Origin of the sequence: Sediminibacterium salmoneum NBRC 103935 (assembly GCF_000511175.1) — a bacterium.
GTDB lineage: Bacteria > Bacteroidota > Bacteroidia > Chitinophagales > Chitinophagaceae > Sediminibacterium > Sediminibacterium salmoneum.
On sequence record NZ_KI866530.1, the window covers coordinates 243,045 to 262,593 of the forward strand.

General features: G+C 38.7%; 21 protein-coding genes, 1 tRNA gene and 1 pseudogene. 15 read left to right on the top strand and 8 right to left on the bottom strand.

Annotated elements, in window-relative coordinates; all coding sequences use genetic code 11:
- Window positions 1–21: 21 nt before the first annotated feature.
- The 4 genes and pseudogenes from P767_RS18550 to P767_RS0101315 form a co-directional block, all read left to right on the top strand.
- Window positions 22–713 (top strand): annotated as a pseudogene (locus P767_RS18550) (YitT family protein); the annotation flags it as partial.
- Between the two features lie 135 nt (window positions 714–848).
- Window positions 849–998 (top strand): DUF2179 domain-containing protein, encoded by a 150-nt coding sequence (locus P767_RS18725; protein ID WP_245586908.1) that lies wholly within the window; start codon window positions 849–851, stop codon window positions 996–998.
- A gap of 37 nt (window positions 999–1,035) precedes the next feature.
- On the top strand, window positions 1,036–1,680 hold the full coding sequence (locus P767_RS15215; protein WP_051416965.1) for a Pr6Pr family membrane protein: 645 nt from the start codon (window positions 1,036–1,038) through the stop codon (window positions 1,678–1,680).
- Window positions 1,677–2,144: a DUF1801 domain-containing protein gene (locus P767_RS0101315; RefSeq protein ID WP_026763107.1), complete on the top strand. Its 468-nt coding sequence runs from the start codon at window positions 1,677–1,679 to the stop codon at window positions 2,142–2,144. The genes P767_RS15215 and P767_RS0101315 overlap by 4 nt, the downstream gene beginning before the upstream one ends.
- 78 nt (window positions 2,145–2,222) lie before the next feature.
- Here the strand turns inward: P767_RS0101315 and queA are convergent, their stop codons facing one another.
- On the bottom strand, window positions 2,223–3,272 hold the full coding sequence (gene queA, locus P767_RS0101320) for a tRNA preQ1(34) S-adenosylmethionine ribosyltransferase-isomerase QueA (protein WP_026763108.1): 1,050 nt from the start codon (window positions 3,270–3,272) through the stop codon (window positions 2,223–2,225).
- Window positions 3,273–3,562: 290 nt separating this feature from the next.
- Between queA and ccsA the strand changes: the two genes are divergently transcribed.
- Genes ccsA through P767_RS0101335 form a run of 3 tightly spaced genes read left to right on the top strand, consistent with a single transcriptional unit; the run spans window position 3,563 to window position 5,910 of the window.
- A complete protein-coding gene (ccsA, locus tag P767_RS0101325) occupies window positions 3,563–4,243 on the top strand; it encodes a cytochrome c biogenesis protein CcsA (protein ID WP_026763109.1) in 681 nt (226 codons plus the stop codon).
- Complete coding sequence (locus tag P767_RS0101330) at window positions 4,236–4,451, top strand: CcmD family protein (RefSeq protein ID WP_037351503.1); 216 nt, start codon at window positions 4,236–4,238, stop codon at window positions 4,449–4,451. The genes ccsA and P767_RS0101330 overlap by 8 nt, the downstream gene beginning before the upstream one ends.
- A gap of 37 nt (window positions 4,452–4,488) precedes the next feature.
- Window positions 4,489–5,910, top strand: coding sequence for a Glu/Leu/Phe/Val family dehydrogenase (locus P767_RS0101335; protein WP_026763111.1), 1,422 nt, complete (start codon window positions 4,489–4,491; stop codon window positions 5,908–5,910).
- A gap of 53 nt (window positions 5,911–5,963) precedes the next feature.
- Here the strand turns inward: P767_RS0101335 and P767_RS15220 are convergent, their stop codons facing one another.
- A complete protein-coding gene (locus tag P767_RS15220) occupies window positions 5,964–6,398 on the bottom strand; it encodes a type I restriction enzyme HsdR N-terminal domain-containing protein (protein WP_051416967.1) in 435 nt (144 codons plus the stop codon).
- A gap of 67 nt (window positions 6,399–6,465) precedes the next feature.
- Here P767_RS15220 and P767_RS0101345 point away from each other — a divergent pair, with 67 nt between their 5' ends.
- On the top strand, window positions 6,466–7,236 hold the full coding sequence (locus P767_RS0101345) for an AMP nucleosidase (RefSeq protein WP_026763112.1): 771 nt from the start codon (window positions 6,466–6,468) through the stop codon (window positions 7,234–7,236).
- Here the strand turns inward: P767_RS0101345 and P767_RS0101350 are convergent.
- On the bottom strand, window positions 7,233–7,871 hold the full coding sequence (locus tag P767_RS0101350) for a heme exporter protein CcmB (protein WP_026763113.1): 639 nt from the start codon (window positions 7,869–7,871) through the stop codon (window positions 7,233–7,235). The genes P767_RS0101345 and P767_RS0101350 overlap by 4 nt on opposite strands.
- Window positions 7,872–7,953: 82 nt before the next feature.
- Entirely contained in the window at window positions 7,954–8,448 is a 495-nt protein-coding gene (locus P767_RS15225) for a thymidine kinase (protein ID WP_316929597.1), read from the bottom strand.
- 49 nt (window positions 8,449–8,497) lie between these two features.
- Here P767_RS15225 and P767_RS0101360 point away from each other — a divergent pair, with 49 nt between their 5' ends.
- Window positions 8,498–9,193 carry a hypothetical protein gene (locus tag P767_RS0101360; RefSeq protein WP_157611309.1) on the top strand — a complete coding sequence of 232 codons (696 nt, stop codon included), beginning with the start codon at window positions 8,498–8,500 and terminating at the stop codon, window positions 9,191–9,193.
- Here the strand turns inward: P767_RS0101360 and P767_RS0101365 are convergent.
- Complete coding sequence (locus P767_RS0101365) at window positions 9,166–10,425, bottom strand: 3-deoxy-D-manno-octulosonic acid transferase (RefSeq protein ID WP_026763115.1); 1,260 nt, start codon at window positions 10,423–10,425, stop codon at window positions 9,166–9,168. The two genes, P767_RS0101360 and P767_RS0101365, sit on opposite strands and share 28 nt — an antisense overlap.
- A 67-nt stretch (window positions 10,426–10,492) precedes the next feature.
- Here P767_RS0101365 and P767_RS0101370 point away from each other — a divergent pair, with 67 nt between their 5' ends.
- From P767_RS0101370 to P767_RS0101390, 5 genes are read left to right on the top strand one after another with little or no spacing between them, the layout of a single operon-like run.
- Window positions 10,493–11,623 carry a DegT/DnrJ/EryC1/StrS family aminotransferase gene (locus P767_RS0101370; RefSeq protein WP_026763116.1) on the top strand — a complete coding sequence of 377 codons (1,131 nt, stop codon included), beginning with the start codon at window positions 10,493–10,495 and terminating at the stop codon, window positions 11,621–11,623.
- 5 nt (window positions 11,624–11,628) lie between these two features.
- Window positions 11,629–12,930, top strand: coding sequence for a UDP-glucose dehydrogenase family protein (locus P767_RS0101375; protein ID WP_026763117.1), 1,302 nt, complete (start codon window positions 11,629–11,631; stop codon window positions 12,928–12,930).
- 10 nt (window positions 12,931–12,940) lie between these two features.
- Window positions 12,941–13,924 carry a UDP-glucuronic acid decarboxylase family protein gene (locus tag P767_RS0101380; protein WP_026763118.1) on the top strand — a complete coding sequence of 328 codons (984 nt, stop codon included), beginning with the start codon at window positions 12,941–12,943 and terminating at the stop codon, window positions 13,922–13,924.
- A gap of 14 nt (window positions 13,925–13,938) precedes the next feature.
- Window positions 13,939–14,811, top strand: a complete 873-nt coding sequence (gene rfbD / locus P767_RS0101385; RefSeq protein WP_026763119.1) for a dTDP-4-dehydrorhamnose reductase — start codon at window positions 13,939–13,941, stop codon at window positions 14,809–14,811.
- A complete protein-coding gene (locus P767_RS0101390) occupies window positions 14,804–15,637 on the top strand; it encodes a class I SAM-dependent methyltransferase (protein WP_026763120.1) in 834 nt (277 codons plus the stop codon). Before rfbD ends, P767_RS0101390 begins: the two co-directional genes overlap by 8 nt.
- Window positions 15,638–15,968: 331 nt before the next feature.
- Here the strand turns inward: P767_RS0101390 and P767_RS0101400 are convergent, their stop codons facing one another.
- The gene (locus P767_RS0101400; protein ID WP_157611311.1) at window positions 15,969–16,607 is read right to left on the bottom strand and encodes a hypothetical protein; all 639 of its coding nucleotides are present in this window, start codon (window positions 16,605–16,607) and stop codon (window positions 15,969–15,971) included.
- A 707-nt stretch (window positions 16,608–17,314) separates the two neighbouring features.
- A tRNA-Gln gene (locus tag P767_RS0101405) sits at window positions 17,315–17,385 on the bottom strand.
- A 154-nt stretch (window positions 17,386–17,539) separates the two neighbouring features.
- On the opposite strand from P767_RS0101405, the gene P767_RS0101410 reads away from it, so the two are divergent.
- Entirely contained in the window at window positions 17,540–18,220 is a 681-nt protein-coding gene (locus P767_RS0101410) for an SGNH/GDSL hydrolase family protein (protein WP_037351508.1), read from the top strand.
- On the opposite strand, the gene tyrS is transcribed toward P767_RS0101410, so the two are convergent.
- Window positions 18,210–19,496 (bottom strand): tyrosine--tRNA ligase, encoded by a 1,287-nt coding sequence (gene tyrS, locus P767_RS0101415; RefSeq protein ID WP_026763124.1) that lies wholly within the window; start codon window positions 19,494–19,496, stop codon window positions 18,210–18,212. The genes P767_RS0101410 and tyrS overlap by 11 nt on opposite strands.
- Between the last annotated feature and the right edge of the window lie 53 nt (window positions 19,497–19,549).

The following is a 19,549-nucleotide window of genomic DNA, read 5'->3' on the forward strand; positions in this document are numbered from 1 at the left end:
GCTTTTTTGTAAATTGCAATTATGCATCGATTTCTCAAAAATTTAATTGTTCGTAGTGTTTTAAATCCTGACAAGAAAAATAAAGATCAGGAAAGTGTGTATAGTGCTTATCAGATTGCAAAAGGGCTCCGAATTTTCAGAGTGACTGTTTTTGCAGGTTTGAAAGATGCTTTACTGATTTGTATTGGAGTGCTTTCTGCAGCATTGGGTTTAAAAGGGTTCTTATTGACCAATCATTTTATAGATGGTGGGGCAACTGGTATTTCGCTGTTGATTTCTGCATTGTCTGGTGTGCCTGTTGGCTTACTGATTTTGTTGGTGAATATTCCTTTCCTGATTTTTGCTTATCGGATACTGGGAACACAATTTGCCATTAAATCTGCCATTGCCATTTTATTATTATCATTAACGGTTCACTTTATAGAATTCCCGGATATTACAAAAGATAATTTATTGGTTTCGGTATTTGGGGTTTTTTTTTAGGTGCGGGAATAGGGCTATCTATCAGAGGGGGTGGTGTTTTAGATGGAACTGAAGTATTGGCCATTGCTATTAGCCGTAAATCGGGCATGACAATTGGTGACGTGATTATCATTATAAATGTTATCATTTTCTCTACGGCGGCCTATTTTCTATCCATTGAAATTGCCATGTATTCATTGCTGACTTATCTGAGTGCATCCAAAACGCTTGACTTTATTATTGAAGGTCTGGAAGAGTATACAGGTGTTACCATTATTTCAGTTCATAATGATGAAGTAAGGGCAATGATCATTAATGTTCTTGGTAGGGGAGTTACGGTTTACAAAGGAAAGAGGGGATATGGTAAAAGCGGAGATGTTAAAGACATGGATATTGTGTATACCGTTATTACCCGTCTGGAGATTAATAAATTAAATACCGAATTGGAGAAAATTGATCCTAATGCATTTGTAGTAATGAGTAGTATAAAAGATACAAAGGGGGGAATGATTAAAAGGCGGGGTGTAGGCCATTAACATTTTTTTGATTAAATTCAGGGGATAATCAGATGATATGCCCCTTAGACTTAAAAAATTGTTGGAGCTCCTCATTGTTGTAATTGTTCTGTTAAGTTTAATTCTTCAGTTTTCTGTTATGCTTAAAAATCCTGCAAAGCAGGATTTCCTGAGAATTCTTGTTCAGTTCTTTAGCTATTTCACCATCCTGAGTAATTGTTTGGTATTGGTTTATTTTTTGAATCTGATACTAAAGAACGAATCAGTCGGAAAATTCTGGAAGAAGGCTGAAACCGGAACAGCAATTACGGTATATATATCAGTTGTAGGTATAGTTTATCATGCTATACTTAGTCAATTACATAATCCGGTTGGTCTGGCATTTTGGGCAGATCATGGATTGCATAGTTTTTCGCCAATACTTGTGATGCTGTATTGGGTTTTATTTACTTCAAAACGCACTGTAGAATATGCAACTATTCCCTACTGGTTAATTTATCCTGCAGTCTATTTCTTATATACTATATTAAGAGGGAGTTTGTCTGGTTTTTATCCATATCCTTTTTTAGATCTGAATAAAATTAGTTTTTTACAGGCGCTGGGAAATAGTTTAATAGTGCTATTGATTTTCACCTTTCTCTCCCTGTTGTTGAGTAAAATTGCCAATAAGAGATTTCAAATTTTAAATATGCATTTTAAATGACCAGCGATGCCAAAACAGTTAAGGAATACCTGAAACAGATTCCTGAAGAACAAAAAGAGATGTTCAATCAGCTTCGTGATTGTATTGTAACCAATTTACCTGAAGGATTTGAAGAAGTAATGAGCTATGGTATGATTGGTTATGTTGTGCCGCATAGTCTGTATAAAGATGGCTATCACTGCAATCCCAAATTGCCCTTGCCATTCATGGCATTGGCAGCGCAAAAGAATTTTATTGCCCTTTATCATATGGGTATTTACGCCAAGCCAGCCTTATACGATTGGTTTACTAAATCATATCTTTTGGCAACTCCTACAAAATTAGATATAGGTAAAAGTTGCTTGCGATTTAAAAAAAATGCGAATGTTCCCTATGCGTTAATAGGAGAACTGGTGAAGAAAATGACTCCGGAAGAATGGATTCAGTTGTATGAAACCCAGTATAAAAATGCCAGAAAGAAATAAGTAATAAAAAAGCCAGGAATTGTAAAATGTCCTGGCTTTTTAAATTGTATTTTCAGCTTTGTTCTTAAATCGGCTTGATTAAATAATCAAGAGCGCGTCACCATAACTGAAGAATCTGTACTTGTCTTTGATTGCTTTTTTGTAAGCTTCCATTGCTAAATCATACCCTGCAAATGCGCAGGTCATAATAAGCAAGCTGGTTTTAGGCAGATGAAAATTGGTTACCAGGCTATCTGCAACATTGAAAGTATAAGGAGGATGAATAAAGTGGTTAGTCCATCCTTCACTTGGCTTAAGCATTTGTTGAGCAGTAAAACTGCTTTCCATCGCTCTCATTGTAGTGGTGCCGATAGAGCAGATTCTTTTGCCATTTTCTTTTGCCTTGTTTACAATAGCGCAGGCTTGTTCGTCAATCTGATAATATTCTGCATCCATTTTATGTTTGCTGAGGTCTTCTACTTCAATGGGTCTGAAAGTTCCCAGACCTGTGTGTAAAGTAACTTCTGCAAAACGAATACCCTGTATTTCACATCTTTTAATGAGCTCTTTGCTAAAATGCAGACCAGCTGTTGGAGCAGCAACAGCACCTTCATGCTTTGCATAGACCGTCTGATATCTTTCCTTGTCTTCTTCGTCAGGTTTGCGTTTAATGTATTTGGGAAGTGGTGTTTCACCTAAGAACTCAAGCATTTTTTTGAAGCTCTCATCATCATCGTCCCATAGAAAACGGATGGTTCTTCCACGGCTGGTTGTGTTGTCAATTACTTCTGCAACCAATTCCTCGTTGTCTCCGAAATAGAGTTTGTTCCCGACTCTGATTTTTCTTGCGGGATCAACAATTACATCCCAAAGTCGGTTTGGCTTATTCAGTTCACGTAAAAGAAAAACTTCAATCTTGGCACCTGTTTTCTCTTTTCTGCCATACATTCTGGCAGGAAAAACCTTGGTGTTGTTTACTACAAAAACATCTTTGTCATCATAATAGTCAAGGATGTCTTTGAAATGTCTGTTTTCCATGTGCCCGCTCTTGCGGTCTACCACCATCAGGCGGCTGTCTTCTCTTTTTTTGGTTGGATTCTGTGCAATTAAGTTTAACGGCAGGTCAAACTTGAACTGGGATAATTTCATGTAACTAATCTTTTAAGATGATAGCCACAGCAAGTTGTTCAATCCGCCAGGGCGGAATAGGATAACTTCATGTTACGGCATGAATTTGAAAGTGTGCAAAACTAATGAAAATCGGCGGTTTTTCCATTTTTGTTCAGTTAGCCGGATTTGTGTACCTGTTTTTGCTCTGCGGCAGGGTAGAATGCTAAGGATAGGTAAATTTTACACAATCACAAGGTTTATTGAGTTGCTTTCACCTAATTTTGCAGCTATTCAAACCTAGGGGGGAACTTCGGGTAAAATCGTATTCAATGATTCGGAAATACTGGTGGAAAATATTGTCAATTCTTTTGTTGGTATACACGTGTACATACGGATTTTACGTAAAAGTGCCCAGGCTGGATGACCGAATGAAGGAATCTATACGGAACTTTTTCTTCCATGTTCCCATGTGGTTCACTATGATGATATTATTATTGGTATCATTAATTTACTCCATCAGGTATTTAAGAAATCCAATAGCTAAAAATGACCACAATGCAGTGGCTTTTGCCGTTACAGGTGTTATTTATGGAATGCTGGGGCTTGTAACCGGAGCCATCTGGGCCAATTATCAGTGGGGTAGCCCTTGGAGCGGAGATCCCAAGCAAAACGGTGCTGCCATAGCAATGTTGATTTACCTGGCTTATTTTGTGCTAAGGGGTAGTTTAAAAGAAGACGATAAAAAAGGCCGGATAGGGGCTGTATACAACATATTTGCATTTTTTATGCTTTTCCCGACATTGTGGATTTTACCAAGACTTACGGAATCTTTGCATCCCGGAGGGCAAGGGGCGGAAGGAAATCCAGGTATAAACGGGAAGGATATGGATGCTCAGATGAGAATTGTTTTTTATCCCGCTGTAATTGGATGGACTTTACTGGGTACCTGGATAAGTACCCTGCAAATACGATTTTCTCTCTTAAAAGATAAACTGGAGAATAATGACTAAACTAAAATTTTGCTTGTTGCTACTTACTTCTTTTCTGCTATCTTCCCAATTGATGGCACAGGATACAGACCAGGGCCTAATGAGAAGCAATGGAAAAATCTTTGTGGTAATGGCAGTAGTACTTACCATTTTAGCTGGATTATTTGCCTACCTGATTAGTTTAGATAAAAAGATTGCCCGTCTTGAAAAAGAGGGGTTTAAAAAGTAATTTTACATTTTCGATTTTAACCAATAAAACGATTGCCATGTCGAATCATCAACCGTACAGCTTTTTTCAAAGTGTTGAAAGAAGCTTTGATAAAGCAGCCAGTTTTACCAAGTGGGAAAAAGGGTTGTTAGAACAAATTAAAGCTTGTAACAGTATTTACAGCATGCGTTTTCCAGTAAAAATGGACGACGGAAGAATTGAAGTGATTGAAGCATACAGGGTACAACACTCTCAGCACAAGTCTCCATGTAAAGGAGGAATTCGCTTTAGTGATGAAGTTAATCAGGATGAAGTAATGGCACTTGCCTCATTAATGACCTACAAATGCGCAATTGTGAATGTTCCTTTTGGCGGCGGTAAAGGTGGAATTAAAATTAATCCTAAAAAATACTCAGTATACGAACTGGAAAAAATTACCCGTCGTTATACCAGTGAATTGGTTAAGAAAAATTTTATTGGACCTGGCATTGATGTTCCTGCTCCTGATTATGGAACCGGTGAGCGTGAAATGTCGTGGATTGTAGATACCTATGCTTCATTGAAGCCAGGAGAAATAGATGCAGCTGGTTGCGTTACTGGTAAGCCGGTAACTCAAGGCGGGGTTCGCGGAAGAAAAGAAGCTACCGGATTGGGAGTGTTTTATGGTATCCGCGAAGTTTGCAATATGCAGGATGTGATGGAGAAATTAGGATTATCTACTGGCGTAGTGGGTAAAACAGTGATTGTTCAGGGATTAGGTAATGTGGGTTATCATACTGCTAAGTTCTTCCGTGAGAACGGTTCCAAAGTAATTGCTATTGCTGAATATGAAGGTGCTATATACAATGCAAACGGATTGAATGAAGAAGAGGTATTCCAGCATAGAAAAGCTACAGGTTCTATTCTGAATTTCCCTGGTGCAACCAATATTGCAAAAAGCGGAGATGCGCTTGAAATGGAATGTGATATTCTGATTCCTGCAGCACTGGAAAATGTAATCAATGGCGAAAACGCACCTCGCGTAAAAGCAAAAATTATTGGCGAAGCAGCCAATGGTCCTTTGACTCCCGAGGCAGATGAGGTTTTTGCTAAAAAAGGAATTTTAGTTGTTCCAGATATGTACCTGAACGCAGGTGGAGTAACCGTTTCTTATTTTGAGTGGTTAAAAAATCTTAGCCACGTTAGATATGGTAGAATGGAAAAAAGATTTACAGAAAATCTGAACACCAAAATCCTTACTCAGCTGGAAGAGCTAACAGGTAAAACAGTTAGTACAGCAGAGCGTAATATTATTTTACACGGTCCGGAAGAAGTGGATCTGGTACACAGTGGTCTGGAAGAATCTATGATTGCTGCAACCAGAGAAATCATGGCTATCTGGAAAGAGAATCCTGCCATTCCTGATATGAGAACTGCTGCTTATGTTTGTGCCATCAACAAAGTAGGTACTTCTTATACTGAATTAGGAATTTTCCCTTAATCGGTTGTTTACTTTATATTGAATCCCGGTCCTTTACAGGCCGGGATTTTTTTTTATCGGGAATAGGAGGGGATGGTAGCTATTTCCGTAACAGATACCCCCTTTACCTCGAAACCTCTGGAATCATTTCCATTGCTGATGATTAAATACCCTGTTTGCAATACAGACTGGTAACTTAAAATTTGCTGAACCGTTTTTTCTGATAAGGGTATATCCTGTTCCTTGCATTCAATTAACAGCCAGGGTAAGCTTTCTTTGAATACCAATATGTCGATTCGCTTTTTTAGTTCTCCTACCTGGATGCCTCTTTCTACTGCAATCACGGATGAAGGAACCTGTAACTGGTTCAATAAATAATTCAGCCAGTTTTGCCTCACCCATTCTTCTTTGGTAAATAGCACCCATTTTTTTCTGATTAAACACCAGATGAAAAGCTGGTCGTCTGTTTTTTGTAACCTGGGCTCAAAATTGGGGAACAGGATATTCATGGATGCAATTTAAGATTACTGCATAAATCAGGGCTAATTTGTATATTTACAAGTTAAATTATTTCATATGAAAACTAGAGAGGAAATTGTAGACAACTGGCTGCCACGTTATACCGGAGAAAAACTGGAAAATTTTGGAAAATATATTCTGCTAACCAATTTCAGCAATTATGTAAAAATGTTCGCAGAATGGAATAATGTTCCGATTGTTGGATTAGACCGTCCGATGCAATGTGCCACTGCTGATGGAATTACCATTATCAATTTCGGAATGGGTAGCCCGGGTGCAGCAACGATTATGGATTTGCTGACCGCTATTGAGCCGGAAGCTGTATTGTTTTTAGGCAAATGCGGAGGGTTAAAAAGAAGAAATAAAATCGGTGATCTGATATTGCCAATTGCGGCAATCCGCGGGGAGGGTACATCCAATGACTATTTCCCTCCGGAAGTTCCTGCAATGCCTGCTTTCGCATTGCAGAAAGCAATTTCAACAACCATAAGAGATTATGAAGTGGACTATTGGACAGGTACTGTTTATACTACCAACAGAAGGGTATGGGAGCACGATGAAGAATTTAAAACCTATCTGCAGAAAGTAAGAGCCTATGCCATTGATATGGAAACAGCTACCATTTTTACGGTTGGTTTCTTCAATAAAATTCCAACTGGAGCTTTGTTGCTGGTGAGCGATCAGCCTATGATACCGGAAGGGGTAAAAACGGAAGCCAGTGATTCAAAAGTAACTGCGCAGTTTGTAGACAAACACCTGAAAATTGGCATCGATTCTTTAAAGCAGCTAATTAATAATGGATTAACTGTAAGGCATCTGCGGTTTTAATCCCTCCAAAGAAAAGGAAATAAAATTACTGCCAGGGCCAAAACCAACAGGTCAAGGACGAATAGCATGGCCACCATTTGCCACCAGCCGTTTTGAATGGCGGATGTAAATGCTGCCCCTGAAACTTTCATGAGCAATAGCAATTGGGGAATGATTATGGGGAACCCCATAATGGCCATCATAGCCGCCTGCTGCTGAGCCTTGGCTGCAATTGCAGCCAAAAAAGTGAATACCATACTTAAACTGATTCCGCCCAACAGGCTTACCAGTATGAATTCTATGAAACGGACAGTTGGGTTACCCAGTAATAAACTAAATATGCAAATGCTTATTAAAGTCATGAAAAGCATGAGGATGGCATTGAACAATAGTTTAGCCAGCACAAAATGGATGGGTGAAGATAAACTGTAATAGTAGAGCATCCGCCCCCTGTTCTCCTGTAAAAAGCTTTTGGCCACCGCATTAATGCAGATGAACAATTGCAATACCCAGAAAAGTCCGTTCCAGACTTTTTCTTCGGGTTGCCCCATGGTTAGGTATACTACGAATGTGCTGGAAGCAATGTATAGAAGAACGCCATAAAAACTATATTGCTGTCGGGTTTCCAGTAATATGTCTTTTTTAGAAGGGCTGATATCAGGCGAAAATTATTCATGGAAACATTTTCTGCAACGAGGTTCGTAGGTTTCTTTCTCTCCTAATAAAACCTGTCCTTCATCACTGGTTTTTACGATAAGAGATATTGGCAATATTGCCACATTTCATGCAAATGGCGTGAAGCTTGGTAATATAGTCTGCGGTAGCAAGTAAATTAGGCATCTGTCCGAATGGTTTACCCAGATAATCCATGTCGAGGCCGGCAACAATTACACGAACACCCCTTAATGCCAGTTTTTCACATACATCTACTATTTCCGCATCAAAAAACTGTGCTTCATCAATGCCTACTACATCTACATCCTGTGCCATTAATAGTATGGTCTGAGAATTTTCAATGGGAGTTGAGGTAATGGTATTGGAATCATGGCTAACCACGTCATTTTCGTCGTATCGCTTGTCTACAGCTGGTTTGAAAATTTCAACCTTTAAATTGGCAATTTTGGCTCTTTTTAATCTTCTGATTAATTCCTCTGTTTTGCCACTAAACATACTGCCACAGACCACTTCGATCCAGCCTCTTCTTTCTCCTGATAAATTGGGTTCAATAAACATGTAACAATAAAATAGCTTAAAATTCGTTTTAGACTAATAAGTTGCTTCTTTGGATAACCCAAAAGTATTGCTTCCTATGGAAAGAGTAGGCACTTTAATTAATAAATTACAAGAACAATTTAGCCGTGAGGAAGCGGCTGACAAATTGTCTATTACAGCTCAGCTGTTATTGGCTGAGTTGCAAATGCACAAACCAGCCAATATTACTTCTTCAAAAGTGGCGGTAGTTATGCCTTCCATTGCCATAGCAAAGTCTGCAATTGAAACAGAACCTGAACTGTCAACTGTTTCATCAAAGCAAAATACTAAAGAAGACAAAATAACCCAATCCCTGTTTGAACCCTTTACTGAAATAGAAATACCTACTTTGATTCATCAACCCGCTCCGGTTTCTAAAGAAGAATTGCAGGTAAAGGAAATAAATGAGCTTTTAATAAACGATATTCCTGAAATGAATGAGCAATTAAAGGAATATACTGTTGAAGTGGCCAATCTACTGGATGAAACACCTGTTAGAGATCTTAAAAAAGCAATCAGTATCAACGACAGATACCTGTTTATCAATCATCTTTTCAGGGGCGATGAAAATATGTACGAAAGGAGCATTAAAACCATTAACGGGTTTAATATTTACCCGGAAGCCCAGTACTGGATTCAGCGTGAGTTAAAGGTAAAGCTGGGATGGCTCGAGGACAATCCAACAGTGAAATTATTTGATCAGTTGGTTAAGAGACGATTCGCCTGAATATAATGCAGGATTTTTTGTGTGGCACCTGCTTTTGCAGCTACAAAATTCTTGGCTGCTTTTCCCATTTTGTCTTGTTTTTCTTTATTCTGTAATATGGCATTGAAACTTTCTTCCAAAGTTAAAATGGTTTCTACCGTTGCCGCTCCTCCGGTTTCAATTAACTCCACAGCTTCCAGGTATTTGTCATATACAGGTCCAAACACAACAGGTTTGCCAAATACGGCTGCTTCAATGGTATTGTGAATTCCCTGACTGGTAAAGCCTCCTCCAATAAAAGCAATGGTTGCATACTGGTACAATTGACTTAAAATACCAATATTGTCAATAATCAGGGTGCTTGCCTTTTTTTGAACTTCCTCGCTTGCCGAAATAAAAGTTGAATATAAAATAGAGGAGGGATAGAATTGCAAACATTCATGAAGCCTGTCTTCTTCAATATGATGGGGTGCGATAATCCATTTTACTTCCGGGTTACTGATGGCAAAATGATGCAATACTTTGTCGTCTTCACTCCAAGTACTACCGGCGATGATTAATGGATGTCCGTTGGCAAAATTGGCCACCGCCGGAAAGGTATTTGCAGCTGCGGCAATGGCAATTACTCTGTCGAACCTGGTATCGCCGGATACGCTGATCCGTTCGGTTGAAACATAGGGCTTTAATAAGTTGGCCGAGCCTTCGTCCTGTAAAAAGAAATGCGTAAAATATTGCAGAAGCGACCGGTAAAATCCCCCAAAGGGTTTAAAGAAAAGATGATTGGAACGGAAGATGCCTGATACCAGCAGAACCGGTATATTTTGCTGATGTAAAGTTCTTAAATAATAATACCAGAATTCATATTTAATGAAAATGGCCATTTGGGGTTGAACATATTCAATAAGTTTTTGTGCATGAACAGCACTGTCCATAGGAAGATAAAATACCCAATCTGCTATCGGGTGATTTTTTCTGTTCTCGTATCCGGAAGGAGAAAAAAACGTAACAAGCAACCGATGACCAGGGTATTCTTTTTTGAGTTGTTCTGCAATGGGTAATCCCTGCTCAAATTCTCCCAATGATGCCGCGTGCATCCATATAACCGGATCCTGATTACCCGCGAATGCAATTCTGATTTTTTCGGGCAAATTTTTCCTGCCATTTACCCATAGGGCTGCTTTGCGGTTGAATGGTGAAATCAACCAGGCAATCAGCGGGTAGAGTCGGATAAATAAAAGGTATGCCCATTTCATAGTGGAACAAAAGTAACTCAAATCTTTGTTGTTGATTTTATAGTAATTTTGCGTTTAAATTTTATATATGCGTCCTATACAGATGGTGGATACCCATTCTCAGTATTTAGCAATAAAAAACGAGGTGGATGCTGCCATCCATGAAGTGTTAGATGCTGCTGCCTATATTAACGGAAAAGCAGTACAGGAATTTACCCGTGAACTGGGTAATTATCTGAATGTAAAGCATACCATTCCCTGTGCCAATGGAACCGATGCCCTTCAGATTGCCATGATGGCACTGGGTTTGCAGCCCGGAGATGAGGTAATTACTCCTTCTTTCACTTATATCGCTACTACTGAAGTAGTGGCATTGTTGAAGCTTACTCCTGTTTTTGTTGAAGTAGACCCCAAAACTTTTTGTATTAATCCCGCTTCGGTTAGAAAAGCAATAACCCCCAGAACAAAAGCCATTGTTCCCGTCCATTTGTATGGACATGCGGCCCCTATGGAAGAAATTATGGCGATTGCCAAAGAATTTGGTCTGTTTGTGATTGAAGACAATGCGCAGGCAATTGGCTGCGACTATACTTTTTCTGACGGTACCAAAAAGAAAACCGGAACCATCGGAACAATTGGAGCCACCAGTTTTTATCCCTCAAAAAATCTGGGAGCATATGGAGACGGGGGGGCTATTTTTACCAATGACGATTCTCTGGCTCAGCAGATGAAAATGATTGCCAATCATGGTCAGCAAAAAAGATACTACCACGAAGTGGTGGGTTGTAATTCAAGGCTGGATTCTATTCAGGCTGCCGTGTTGAATATCAAACTGAAAAAACTGGACCAGTACAATGCAGCCCGACAGGCTGTTGCGGCAAATTATAATAAAGCATTTGCAGGCAACCCTGCAATAACAACACCTTTTGTGGCTTCCTACAGTACCCATGTGTATCACCAATATACCCTTCAATTGAATGGGGTTGACAGGGATGCGCTGGTTGCTTACCTGGCAGAACAAAAAATACCTTCCATGATTTATTATCCGGTACCTGGTCACAGACAGGATATGTTTGCCAGCTTTGGATTAAAAGAAATTTCCATGCCGGTGACGGATGCATTAACAAATTCCGTAATTTCTCTTCCGATTCATACTGAAATAGATGAAGAGCAGTTGAATTTTATCACAACACATGTATTAAACTTTATCAATAAATAATTTTTATGAAAATTGCCGTTGTAGGAACAGGGTATGTTGGTTTGGTTACCGGTACCTGTTTCTCTGAAACAGGAAACAAAGTAACCTGTATAGACATAGACCAAAACAAAGTAAATAAGCTATCTAATGGTGAGATCACCATTTATGAACCTGGTCTGGAAAAAATCTTTCTGAGAAATTTAAGAGAAGGAAGACTAACTTTTACCACCAACCTGGCAGAAGGAGTTAAAGACGCAGAGATTGTTTTTCTTGCATTGCCCACTCCTCCGGGAGAAGGTGGAGCGGCGGATTTACGTTATGTACTAGGCGTTGCTAAAGACCTGGGTAAAATCATGACCGACTATAAAGTATTGGTTGATAAAAGTACGGTTCCAGTGGGCACTGCAGAAAAAGTGCATGCCGCTGTTGCAGAAAATTACAAGGGAGAGTTTGATGTGGTAAGTAATCCGGAATTCTTAAGAGAAGGGGTTGCGGTGGATGATTTTATGAAACCCGACAGAGTTGTTGTGGGTACCCGTTCTGAAAGAGCTAAAAAGTTAATGTCCGATTTATATGCACCATTTGTGCGTCAGGGTAACCCGGTAATTTTCATGGACGAAAAATCAGCTGAGTTAACCAAGTATGCTGCCAATTCTTTCTTAGCAACGAAAATTTCATTCATGAATGAAATTGCACAGCTATGTGAGAAAGTGGGTGCCGATGTAGACATGGTAAGAAGGGGAATTGGATCTGATGACCGGATTGGAAAGCGTTTCCTTTTCCCCGGTATTGGATATGGTGGTAGTTGTTTCCCTAAAGATGTGCAGGCTTTAATTATGTCTTCTGAAGAAGTAAACTATGATTTCAAGATTCTGAAAGCGGTAGAAGAAGTAAACGAAGCGCAGAAATTACACCTGATGCCCAAAATTGAACGTTACTTCAAAGGCGACCTAAAAGGAAAGCATTTTGCCCTCTGGGGATTGGCATTTAAACCCAATACGGATGATATACGCGAAGCTCCGGCTTTGTACTTAATTGACGCATTGGTAGCTGCAGGTGCAACGGTAACCGCCTATGATCCGGAAGCCATGCCGAATGTAAAAAATACCATTGGCGATAAAATTAAATATGCCGATAGCCAATACGGTGCGCTTAAAAATGCAGATGCATTAATTATTGCAACAGAGTGGAGTGAGTTCAGAACGCCTGACTTTGAAGTGATTGATAGTTTATTGAAGGGCAAAGCCATTTTTGATGGAAGAAACTTATTTGAAGTAAAATATATTACTGACATGGGTTATCACTACGAAAGTATTGGTAGACCATAAAAAAAATATTATGTCTCAGAAACGCGTATTAATCACCGGCGCTGCCGGATTTCTTGGTTCTCATTTGTGCGACCGCTTTATTAAAGAAGGGTATAAAGTGGTTGGAATGGATAACCTGATTACAGGTGATTTAAGAAATATTGAGCACCTTTTTAAGCTGCCCGATTTTGAGTTTTATCATCATGATGTAACCAAGTTTATTCATGTGCCTGGTCCTATCGACTATATCCTGCACTTTGCTTCACCTGCCAGTCCTATCGATTATTTGAAAATCCCTATTCAAACTTTAAAAGTGGGTGCACTGGGAACGCATAATTGTCTGGGTCTTGCCAAAGCAAAAGGAGCACGCATGCTGGTTGCTTCTACGAGTGAAGTATATGGAGATCCATTGGTGCATCCGCAAACCGAAGAATACTGGGGTAATGTAAACCCGGTAGGTCCCAGAGGTGTTTATGATGAAGCCAAGCGTTTCATGGAATCTATTACCAGGGCGTACTATACCTTCCACGGAGTGGAAACCAGAATTGTGCGAATCTTTAATACCTATGGTCCCAGAATGCGATTGAATGATGGTCGTGCCTTACCTGCATTTATTGGTCAGGCATTAAGGGGAGAAGACCTGACCGTTTTTGGAGACGGTAGCCAAACCCGTTCTTTCTGTTATGTGGACGATTTAATTGAAGGTATCTATCGCTTATTGATGAGTGATTATACCATGCCCGTAAATGTTGGTAATCCTCATGAAATTACTTTAAAGGATTTTGCCGAAGAAGTTTTGAAATTGACAGGTTCATCAGTAAAGATTGTATACAAACCTTTGCCAGTGGATGATCCCAAGCAAAGAAAGCCGGATATTACCAAGGCCAAAACTATTTTAGGTTGGGAGCCCAAAGTAGATCGTGCAGAGGGGCTGAAGAAAACCTATGAATACTTCAAGTCACTTCCAAAAGAAGAGTGGTCAAAGCAACCCAAGGAGTTTAATTCAGGAAAATAGTTATTGCATTTTATATGAAGCCAATTGTTGTTGTTACAGGTAAGAATGGTCAGCTTGGATGGGAATTGCAACAGTTGGCTTCTTCCTTTCAGGACCAATATGAGTTTGTTTTTACAGACAGAACCATGTTAGATTTAGGAGCACCTGAAAGTATAGCTCCATTTTTTAATTCCGTTAAGCCTCAGTTCTTTATTAACTGTGCAGCCTATACTGCTGTAGATAAAGCTGAAACAGAAAAAGAGCTGGCTCTCACCATCAATGCTACATCGGTAAGTGAAATTGCTGCCAGCTGCGCTAAATATCAAACCCGTTTGATTACAATTTCTACGGACTATGTTTTTGATGGTCAGGGAAAAGCACCCTATGCTACTGATACTCCAACCAATCCTGTTAACTATTATGGATACACCAAAGCAATTGGTGAGCAAAAGGCTTTAGAGAATAATCCCAATACAGTCATCATTAGAACTTCCTGGGTTTACAGTACCCACGGTAATAATTTTGTGAAGACCATGCTTCGTCTAATGAAGGAACGTCCCGAAATTAAAGTGGTGGCCGACCAGCAGGGTTGCCCTACATATGCTGCTGATTTAGCAGAAGCCATCATGCAGATTGTAAATGCCTCGGTAAAGGGCAATAATCGTTCTGGTATTTTTCATTACAGCAACACAGGAACAACAACCTGGTTTAATTTTGCAACTGCAATTAAAGAAATGGCAGGACTTACTTGTTCTGTTTTACCTATTCCTACCGAAGCATTTCCTACACCTGCAAAAAGACCAGCCTATTCTGTAATGGATTTACAGGACATTGCTACTGTTTTCGGGCTTGAATTGAAAGAATGGAAGAATAGTCTGAGAAAGTGTATGCAGCTATTACATGACTAAGCTAAAATCTGTTACGCTTCAATATCAATATCCTTCTTTTATAAGAAAATTTCCGGCTTTATTGAAGTGGGTGTACGGTCTGAATTATCTTACCCAATTGCGCAAATGGTATGTAATGCGCGAGTGGAAGTCTGTTTTATCGTCTATGCCTTCCCCTTTTACAGTTGTTGATTTTGGATGCGGAGAGGGTCAGTATATTGTTCCATTAACCCAACAGTTTGCAAGTTCCACTTTTATTGGAGCCGATTATCATCAGCCATCAGTTGAGCTGATGGATTTATTCTCCATTCCTAATCTTTCCGGCAGAATATTGAACCTGGAATCTGATCAGTTGAAGGAGGAGGCAGATTTGGCATTATGCATAGGCGTATTGCAGTATATTGATAATGATCAGCTTGCCTTGGATAATATGTTCAAGAGTTTGCGCAAGAATGGTCAATTGCTTCTGTATGTGCCTATCAACGGGCAGTTCCTTACTACTATTTACAAATCTATTTTTGAACGCTTTGAACAGTATGAGAGTGTGAACAATCGGAAGAGGGTTTATACTGAAAAGGAAATTATTGCCAAATGTGAAAATTCCGGTTTTATTATTACCCAAAAAGTATATACCTATGGTACTGCCGGAAAACTAAGTCATGAGTTATTGAATAGTTGTATCACACTGATTGTTTCCGGTAATTATCTGCTTAAAATTATTGCTGGTATTTGTCTTGTTCTGTTTTACCCACTGGTTCTTTTATTGATGATGGTAGATTACTTCAGTAATAAATCTGATGGGAACGGGTTGTTGTTAATTCTAGAAAAGACGAAAATTATATATTGAACGTGAAAATTCAGCAGAAGATTTTAAATCCTTGAAATCTATGTAAAAGACAGATGGAATTCAATAGTCCATCTGTCTTGATATTAAGATTACTTTATGTTTGTCTTTTTTATTGAATAATACGATTTGTATACCCAGATGGCAGAAATAATTAATAAAAAGTATGCATTGCTCTTCTTTAAAATTATCATATCGATAAATAAGATTACTAGAGAGATCAATGCTAGGATTAATTCCAGGATAGGATTTTTATTTTTAGATATACTGTTCCAAATTCCTATCAGTATCAATAAAAAAGCAGAAATGATAATAGAATAAGTTATCATTTTATCTAATTAAAAGTACAATATGTATCTACACAAAGTGCGGCACAAATCCAATAGATAACTGGTCCAGTTGTTGTACATACTAGTAAGCAGGCTGTATAAGCAACCCATCTGCAATCAGCACCAATGTCTTCAATTTCTGGGCTAAGTTCAGTTGCAGTGTTGTAACTAATTAAATCACTACTTGAATTTGATGAATTTGCAATTTTGTTAATGTAAGCAATTTGTTTTTCTACATCACAAGTAAAGCAATTCTTATTCATAGAAATCATATACTCCTCTAATTCTGGATATTTGTTTATTAATATATTTTTTAAATTCTCTAATTTCGATGAAATAATATCATTTTCTTCCTTTGATATTCCTGAGCGTTCTAGAATATTGTCAATATTCTTACTCCTAATTGAATTAATCAATTCTTTCTTTTCAATTCCTTTGTTTAATACATTTTTTGCTACATGGTTTCTTATTTCAATTAAAACCTTTAAATCAGACTTTAAGTTTTTAGGTGAAGTTGAAATTGTTTCTGTATATCTTTCAATTTTATTAAGCAAACTGTTATTTTCAATTTCATTTTTTTGACATGCTGTTAAGAATACTAACAGTGTCGCTACAAAAAATGTACCTTTTAATTTTAGTTTCATGTTTTTTGGGTTTTTCAGTAATATGGATTTTGATGTATTGTTAAAATGGTATTTAATAGTTTTTGTATTCATTGACCATTTTTCTTTCGCTCTCTTGGCTTGGTCATGTTTCAACAATTAGAATATCATTTTTATATTACAAACTATCGAATACAGTTCATTCTAAACCATATTATTCATGAAACAATAGTTTTATTTCATAAAGGGTAATGTTTATTTCATGAAGTACTTTTTTTATTGAATAATCACGCAAATGCACGTATTAATATTTAGTAGTTTATAGCCCAATTATTTATATGTTTGTTATTATGATGCTGAAATAATAAGTACGTCTAAGTGATTGTTGCTTTATTCTGTGTTTTTCTGAAGTTTGTTGTTTTAATAATGATTGCATAATTTCTTTTTGCAAAGAATCATTTTTAAAAGAGCAGTATGGTGACGGATTGGGAAAACCATTTCTAATATCGGGAATTACCCAAACGCCTTTCGTTGCCTTTGGCAACTCGGCTGTTTTATTTTAGTCTCTTAGGCGAATACATTCGCCACACGGTCGGATTAGCTTCGCTGATCCTTCCCGCTTTGCATTACCCAAGAAACTACGCACCGCGTAAACGCGGCGCTCGTTTTGTTTTTTACTCGCCCCATTGAGCAAGCTCATGGTGCTCGCATAAAAAACAAAACCCGCAGCTTATGCTGCGGGTTCCTTGTTGCCCGACCTGGATTCGAACCAAGACATACTGAACCAAAATCAGTTGTACTACCCTTATACTATCAGGCAATCCGACCATTCTTTTGGAATGGGCTGCAAAAATAAGACGAGTATTCAATTGTTCCAAATTTTTTCATTCAAAAAGTGAAAATGAATCCTCAATTCTTACCTTTAAGAGGTCTTTTATTTAAATAATTGAATTTCAGAACCCAATTACCCATCTATGTTACAAAAATCCATCCTTTTCCTGTTGATTTGCACCGCAGTAATTACCATGAGTTTTACCCTTCAGAAAAGAAAGAAAGTAGTTTTCTTTGGTGACTCCATTACCCAGATGGGGGCTGACCCGGGTGGTTATATCCGTCAGATGGAGAAAATGATTGCCGGGGAAGGAATGAATAATCAGTATGAATTGGTAGGCGCAGGCATCAGTGGGAACAAAGTGACAGATTTGTATTTGCGATTGGAAAGAGACGTGCTGAGCAAACAGCCGGATATTGTAGTCATTTATGTGGGTATTAATGATGTCTGGCATAAGCGCCTGGCTGGTACGGGTACCGACTATGTTAAATACACTGAGTTTTACGATGCAATTGTAAAGAAATTACAATCGGCGGGTGCTAAAGTAGTGGTTTGCACTCCCTCTGTTATTGGAGAAAGAAAAGACAATTCTAACGAACAGGATGGAGAGTTGAATATGTATAGCAATTGGTTAAGACAATATGCAAAAGATAAAGAAATTCCTTGCGCAGACCTGAGAACCGAATTTCAGAATTATTTGATTGCCAATAACCCGAAGAATGCAGAGAAAGGATTACTCACTACCGACCGTGTTCATTTAAACGCAGCCGGTAATGAATTTGTAGCAAAGACGATCTGGAATACGTTGAAAACTATTCAGTAACCCTTACCAGAAAATAGTTTTTCTTTCCTTTCTGTAATAGTAAATATTTGTTTTGCAGTAAATCTGCTGTGCTTACTGCTGTTTTTTCAGGAGCAATCTTTTCTTTATTGATGGCAACACCGCCTGCTGCTAATAATTTTTTCGCTTCTCCCTTGCTGGGTGTTACACCGGTATCGGCCAGTAAGCTGATTAAGTCGTAGCCGGCTTCTATTTGATTGCGGGTGATTTCTGCAGTAGGTACGCCTTCCATTACTTGTAGCAATTGCTTTTCATTTAAAGAAGCCAATGCCTCAGTGGATGCGTTGCCAAACAGGATTTCTGAAGCTTTTACTGCAAATTCAAAATCTTCACGGCTATGCACAAAACAGGTAATTTCTTCGGCCAGTTTTTTCTGTAATGCTCTTGCGTGCGGAGCAGCAGCATGATCTGTAATCAGCTGATCAATTTCTTCCTTTGGTAATAGGGTGAAAATTTTAATCCACTTGGTGGCATCTTCATCGCTTGCATTCAGCCAGAACTGATAAAACTGATAAGGAGAAGTCTTCTCCGGATCGAGCCACACATTGCCTTTTTCTGTTTTTCCGAATTTTCCACCGTCTGCCTTGGTTAGCAAAGGACAGGTAAATGCAAATGCTTCTCCACCCGCTTTCCTGCGTATGATTTCAGTACCGGTTACAATATTGCCCCACTGGTCACTTCCGCCCATCTGGAGTTTACAGTTTTTATGCTGGTACAACCAGTAGAAATCGTATCCCTGAATTAACTGGTAAGTGAACTCAGTAAAACTCATACCATTATTGCCTTCCAGCCGTTTGCGCACACTGTCTTTGCTCATCATGTAGTTAACCGTGATATGCTTACCTACGTCTCTGATAAAATTCAGGAAGCTGAAGTCTTTGAACCAATCATAGTTGTTTACCATTTCAGCTTTATTGGGGGCGTCTGAACTAAAATCTAAAAACTTACTCAGCTGCTTTTTAATGCCCTCCAGATTGTGTTGCAAAGTTTCCTCACTCAATAAATTTCTTTCTTCACTTTTAAAACTGGGATCACCTATCATTCCAGTTGCACCACCCACCAGTGCAAAGGGCTTATGTCCTGCTTTTTGTAAATGCACCAATAATAAAATGGGAACCAGGCTTCCAATATGTAAACTGTCGGAAGTAGGATCAAATCCTATATAGCCGGAAACCATTTCCTTACTCAATAATTCTTCCGTGCCTGGCATAATATCCTGCAACATGCCTCTCCAGCGTAATTCTTCCACTAAGTTCATTTGAAACGTATTTGTGGGGGCAAATGTACAAAAGTTAGCCGCAATTGGGCAAT

Bases quoted from the DNA above. Each gene is read 5' to 3' on its own strand.
- P767_RS15220 (WP_051416967.1), bottom strand. From the start codon at position 6,398: ATGAATATCCTGTTCCCCAATTTTGAGCCCAGGTTACAAAAAACAGAC.
- queA (WP_026763108.1), bottom strand. From the start codon at position 3,272: ATGAAATTATCCCAGTTCAAGTTTGACCTGCCGTTAAACTTAATTGCA.
- P767_RS0101380 (WP_026763118.1), top strand. From the start codon at position 12,941: ATGTCTCAGAAACGCGTATTAATCACCGGCGCTGCCGGATTTCTTGGT.
- P767_RS0101345 (WP_026763112.1), top strand. From the start codon at position 6,466: ATGAAAACTAGAGAGGAAATTGTAGACAACTGGCTGCCACGTTATACC.
- P767_RS0101335 (WP_026763111.1), top strand. From the start codon at position 4,489: ATGTCGAATCATCAACCGTACAGCTTTTTTCAAAGTGTTGAAAGAAGC.
- P767_RS0101365 (WP_026763115.1), bottom strand. From the start codon at position 10,425: ATGAAATGGGCATACCTTTTATTTATCCGACTCTACCCGCTGATTGCC.
- P767_RS15215 (WP_051416965.1), top strand. From the start codon at position 1,036: ATGCCCCTTAGACTTAAAAAATTGTTGGAGCTCCTCATTGTTGTAATT.
- P767_RS0101375 (WP_026763117.1), top strand. From the start codon at position 11,629: ATGAAAATTGCCGTTGTAGGAACAGGGTATGTTGGTTTGGTTACCGGT.
- rfbD (WP_026763119.1), top strand. From the start codon at position 13,939: ATGAAGCCAATTGTTGTTGTTACAGGTAAGAATGGTCAGCTTGGATGG.
- P767_RS0101400 (WP_157611311.1), bottom strand. From the start codon at position 16,607: ATGAAACTAAAATTAAAAGGTACATTTTTTGTAGCGACACTGTTAGTA.
- P767_RS0101370 (WP_026763116.1), top strand. From the start codon at position 10,493: ATGCGTCCTATACAGATGGTGGATACCCATTCTCAGTATTTAGCAATA.
- ccsA (WP_026763109.1), top strand. From the start codon at position 3,563: ATGATTCGGAAATACTGGTGGAAAATATTGTCAATTCTTTTGTTGGTA.
- P767_RS0101410 (WP_037351508.1), top strand. From the start codon at position 17,540: ATGTTACAAAAATCCATCCTTTTCCTGTTGATTTGCACCGCAGTAATT.
- P767_RS0101330 (WP_037351503.1), top strand. From the start codon at position 4,236: ATGACTAAACTAAAATTTTGCTTGTTGCTACTTACTTCTTTTCTGCTA.
- tyrS (WP_026763124.1), bottom strand. From the start codon at position 19,496: ATGAACTTAGTGGAAGAATTACGCTGGAGAGGCATGTTGCAGGATATT.
- P767_RS0101315 (WP_026763107.1), top strand. From the start codon at position 1,677: ATGACCAGCGATGCCAAAACAGTTAAGGAATACCTGAAACAGATTCCT.
- P767_RS0101390 (WP_026763120.1), top strand. From the start codon at position 14,804: ATGACTAAGCTAAAATCTGTTACGCTTCAATATCAATATCCTTCTTTT.
- P767_RS15225 (WP_316929597.1), bottom strand. From the start codon at position 8,448: ATGTTTATTGAACCCAATTTATCAGGAGAAAGAAGAGGCTGGATCGAA.
- P767_RS18725 (WP_245586908.1), top strand. From the start codon at position 849: ATGGATATTGTGTATACCGTTATTACCCGTCTGGAGATTAATAAATTA.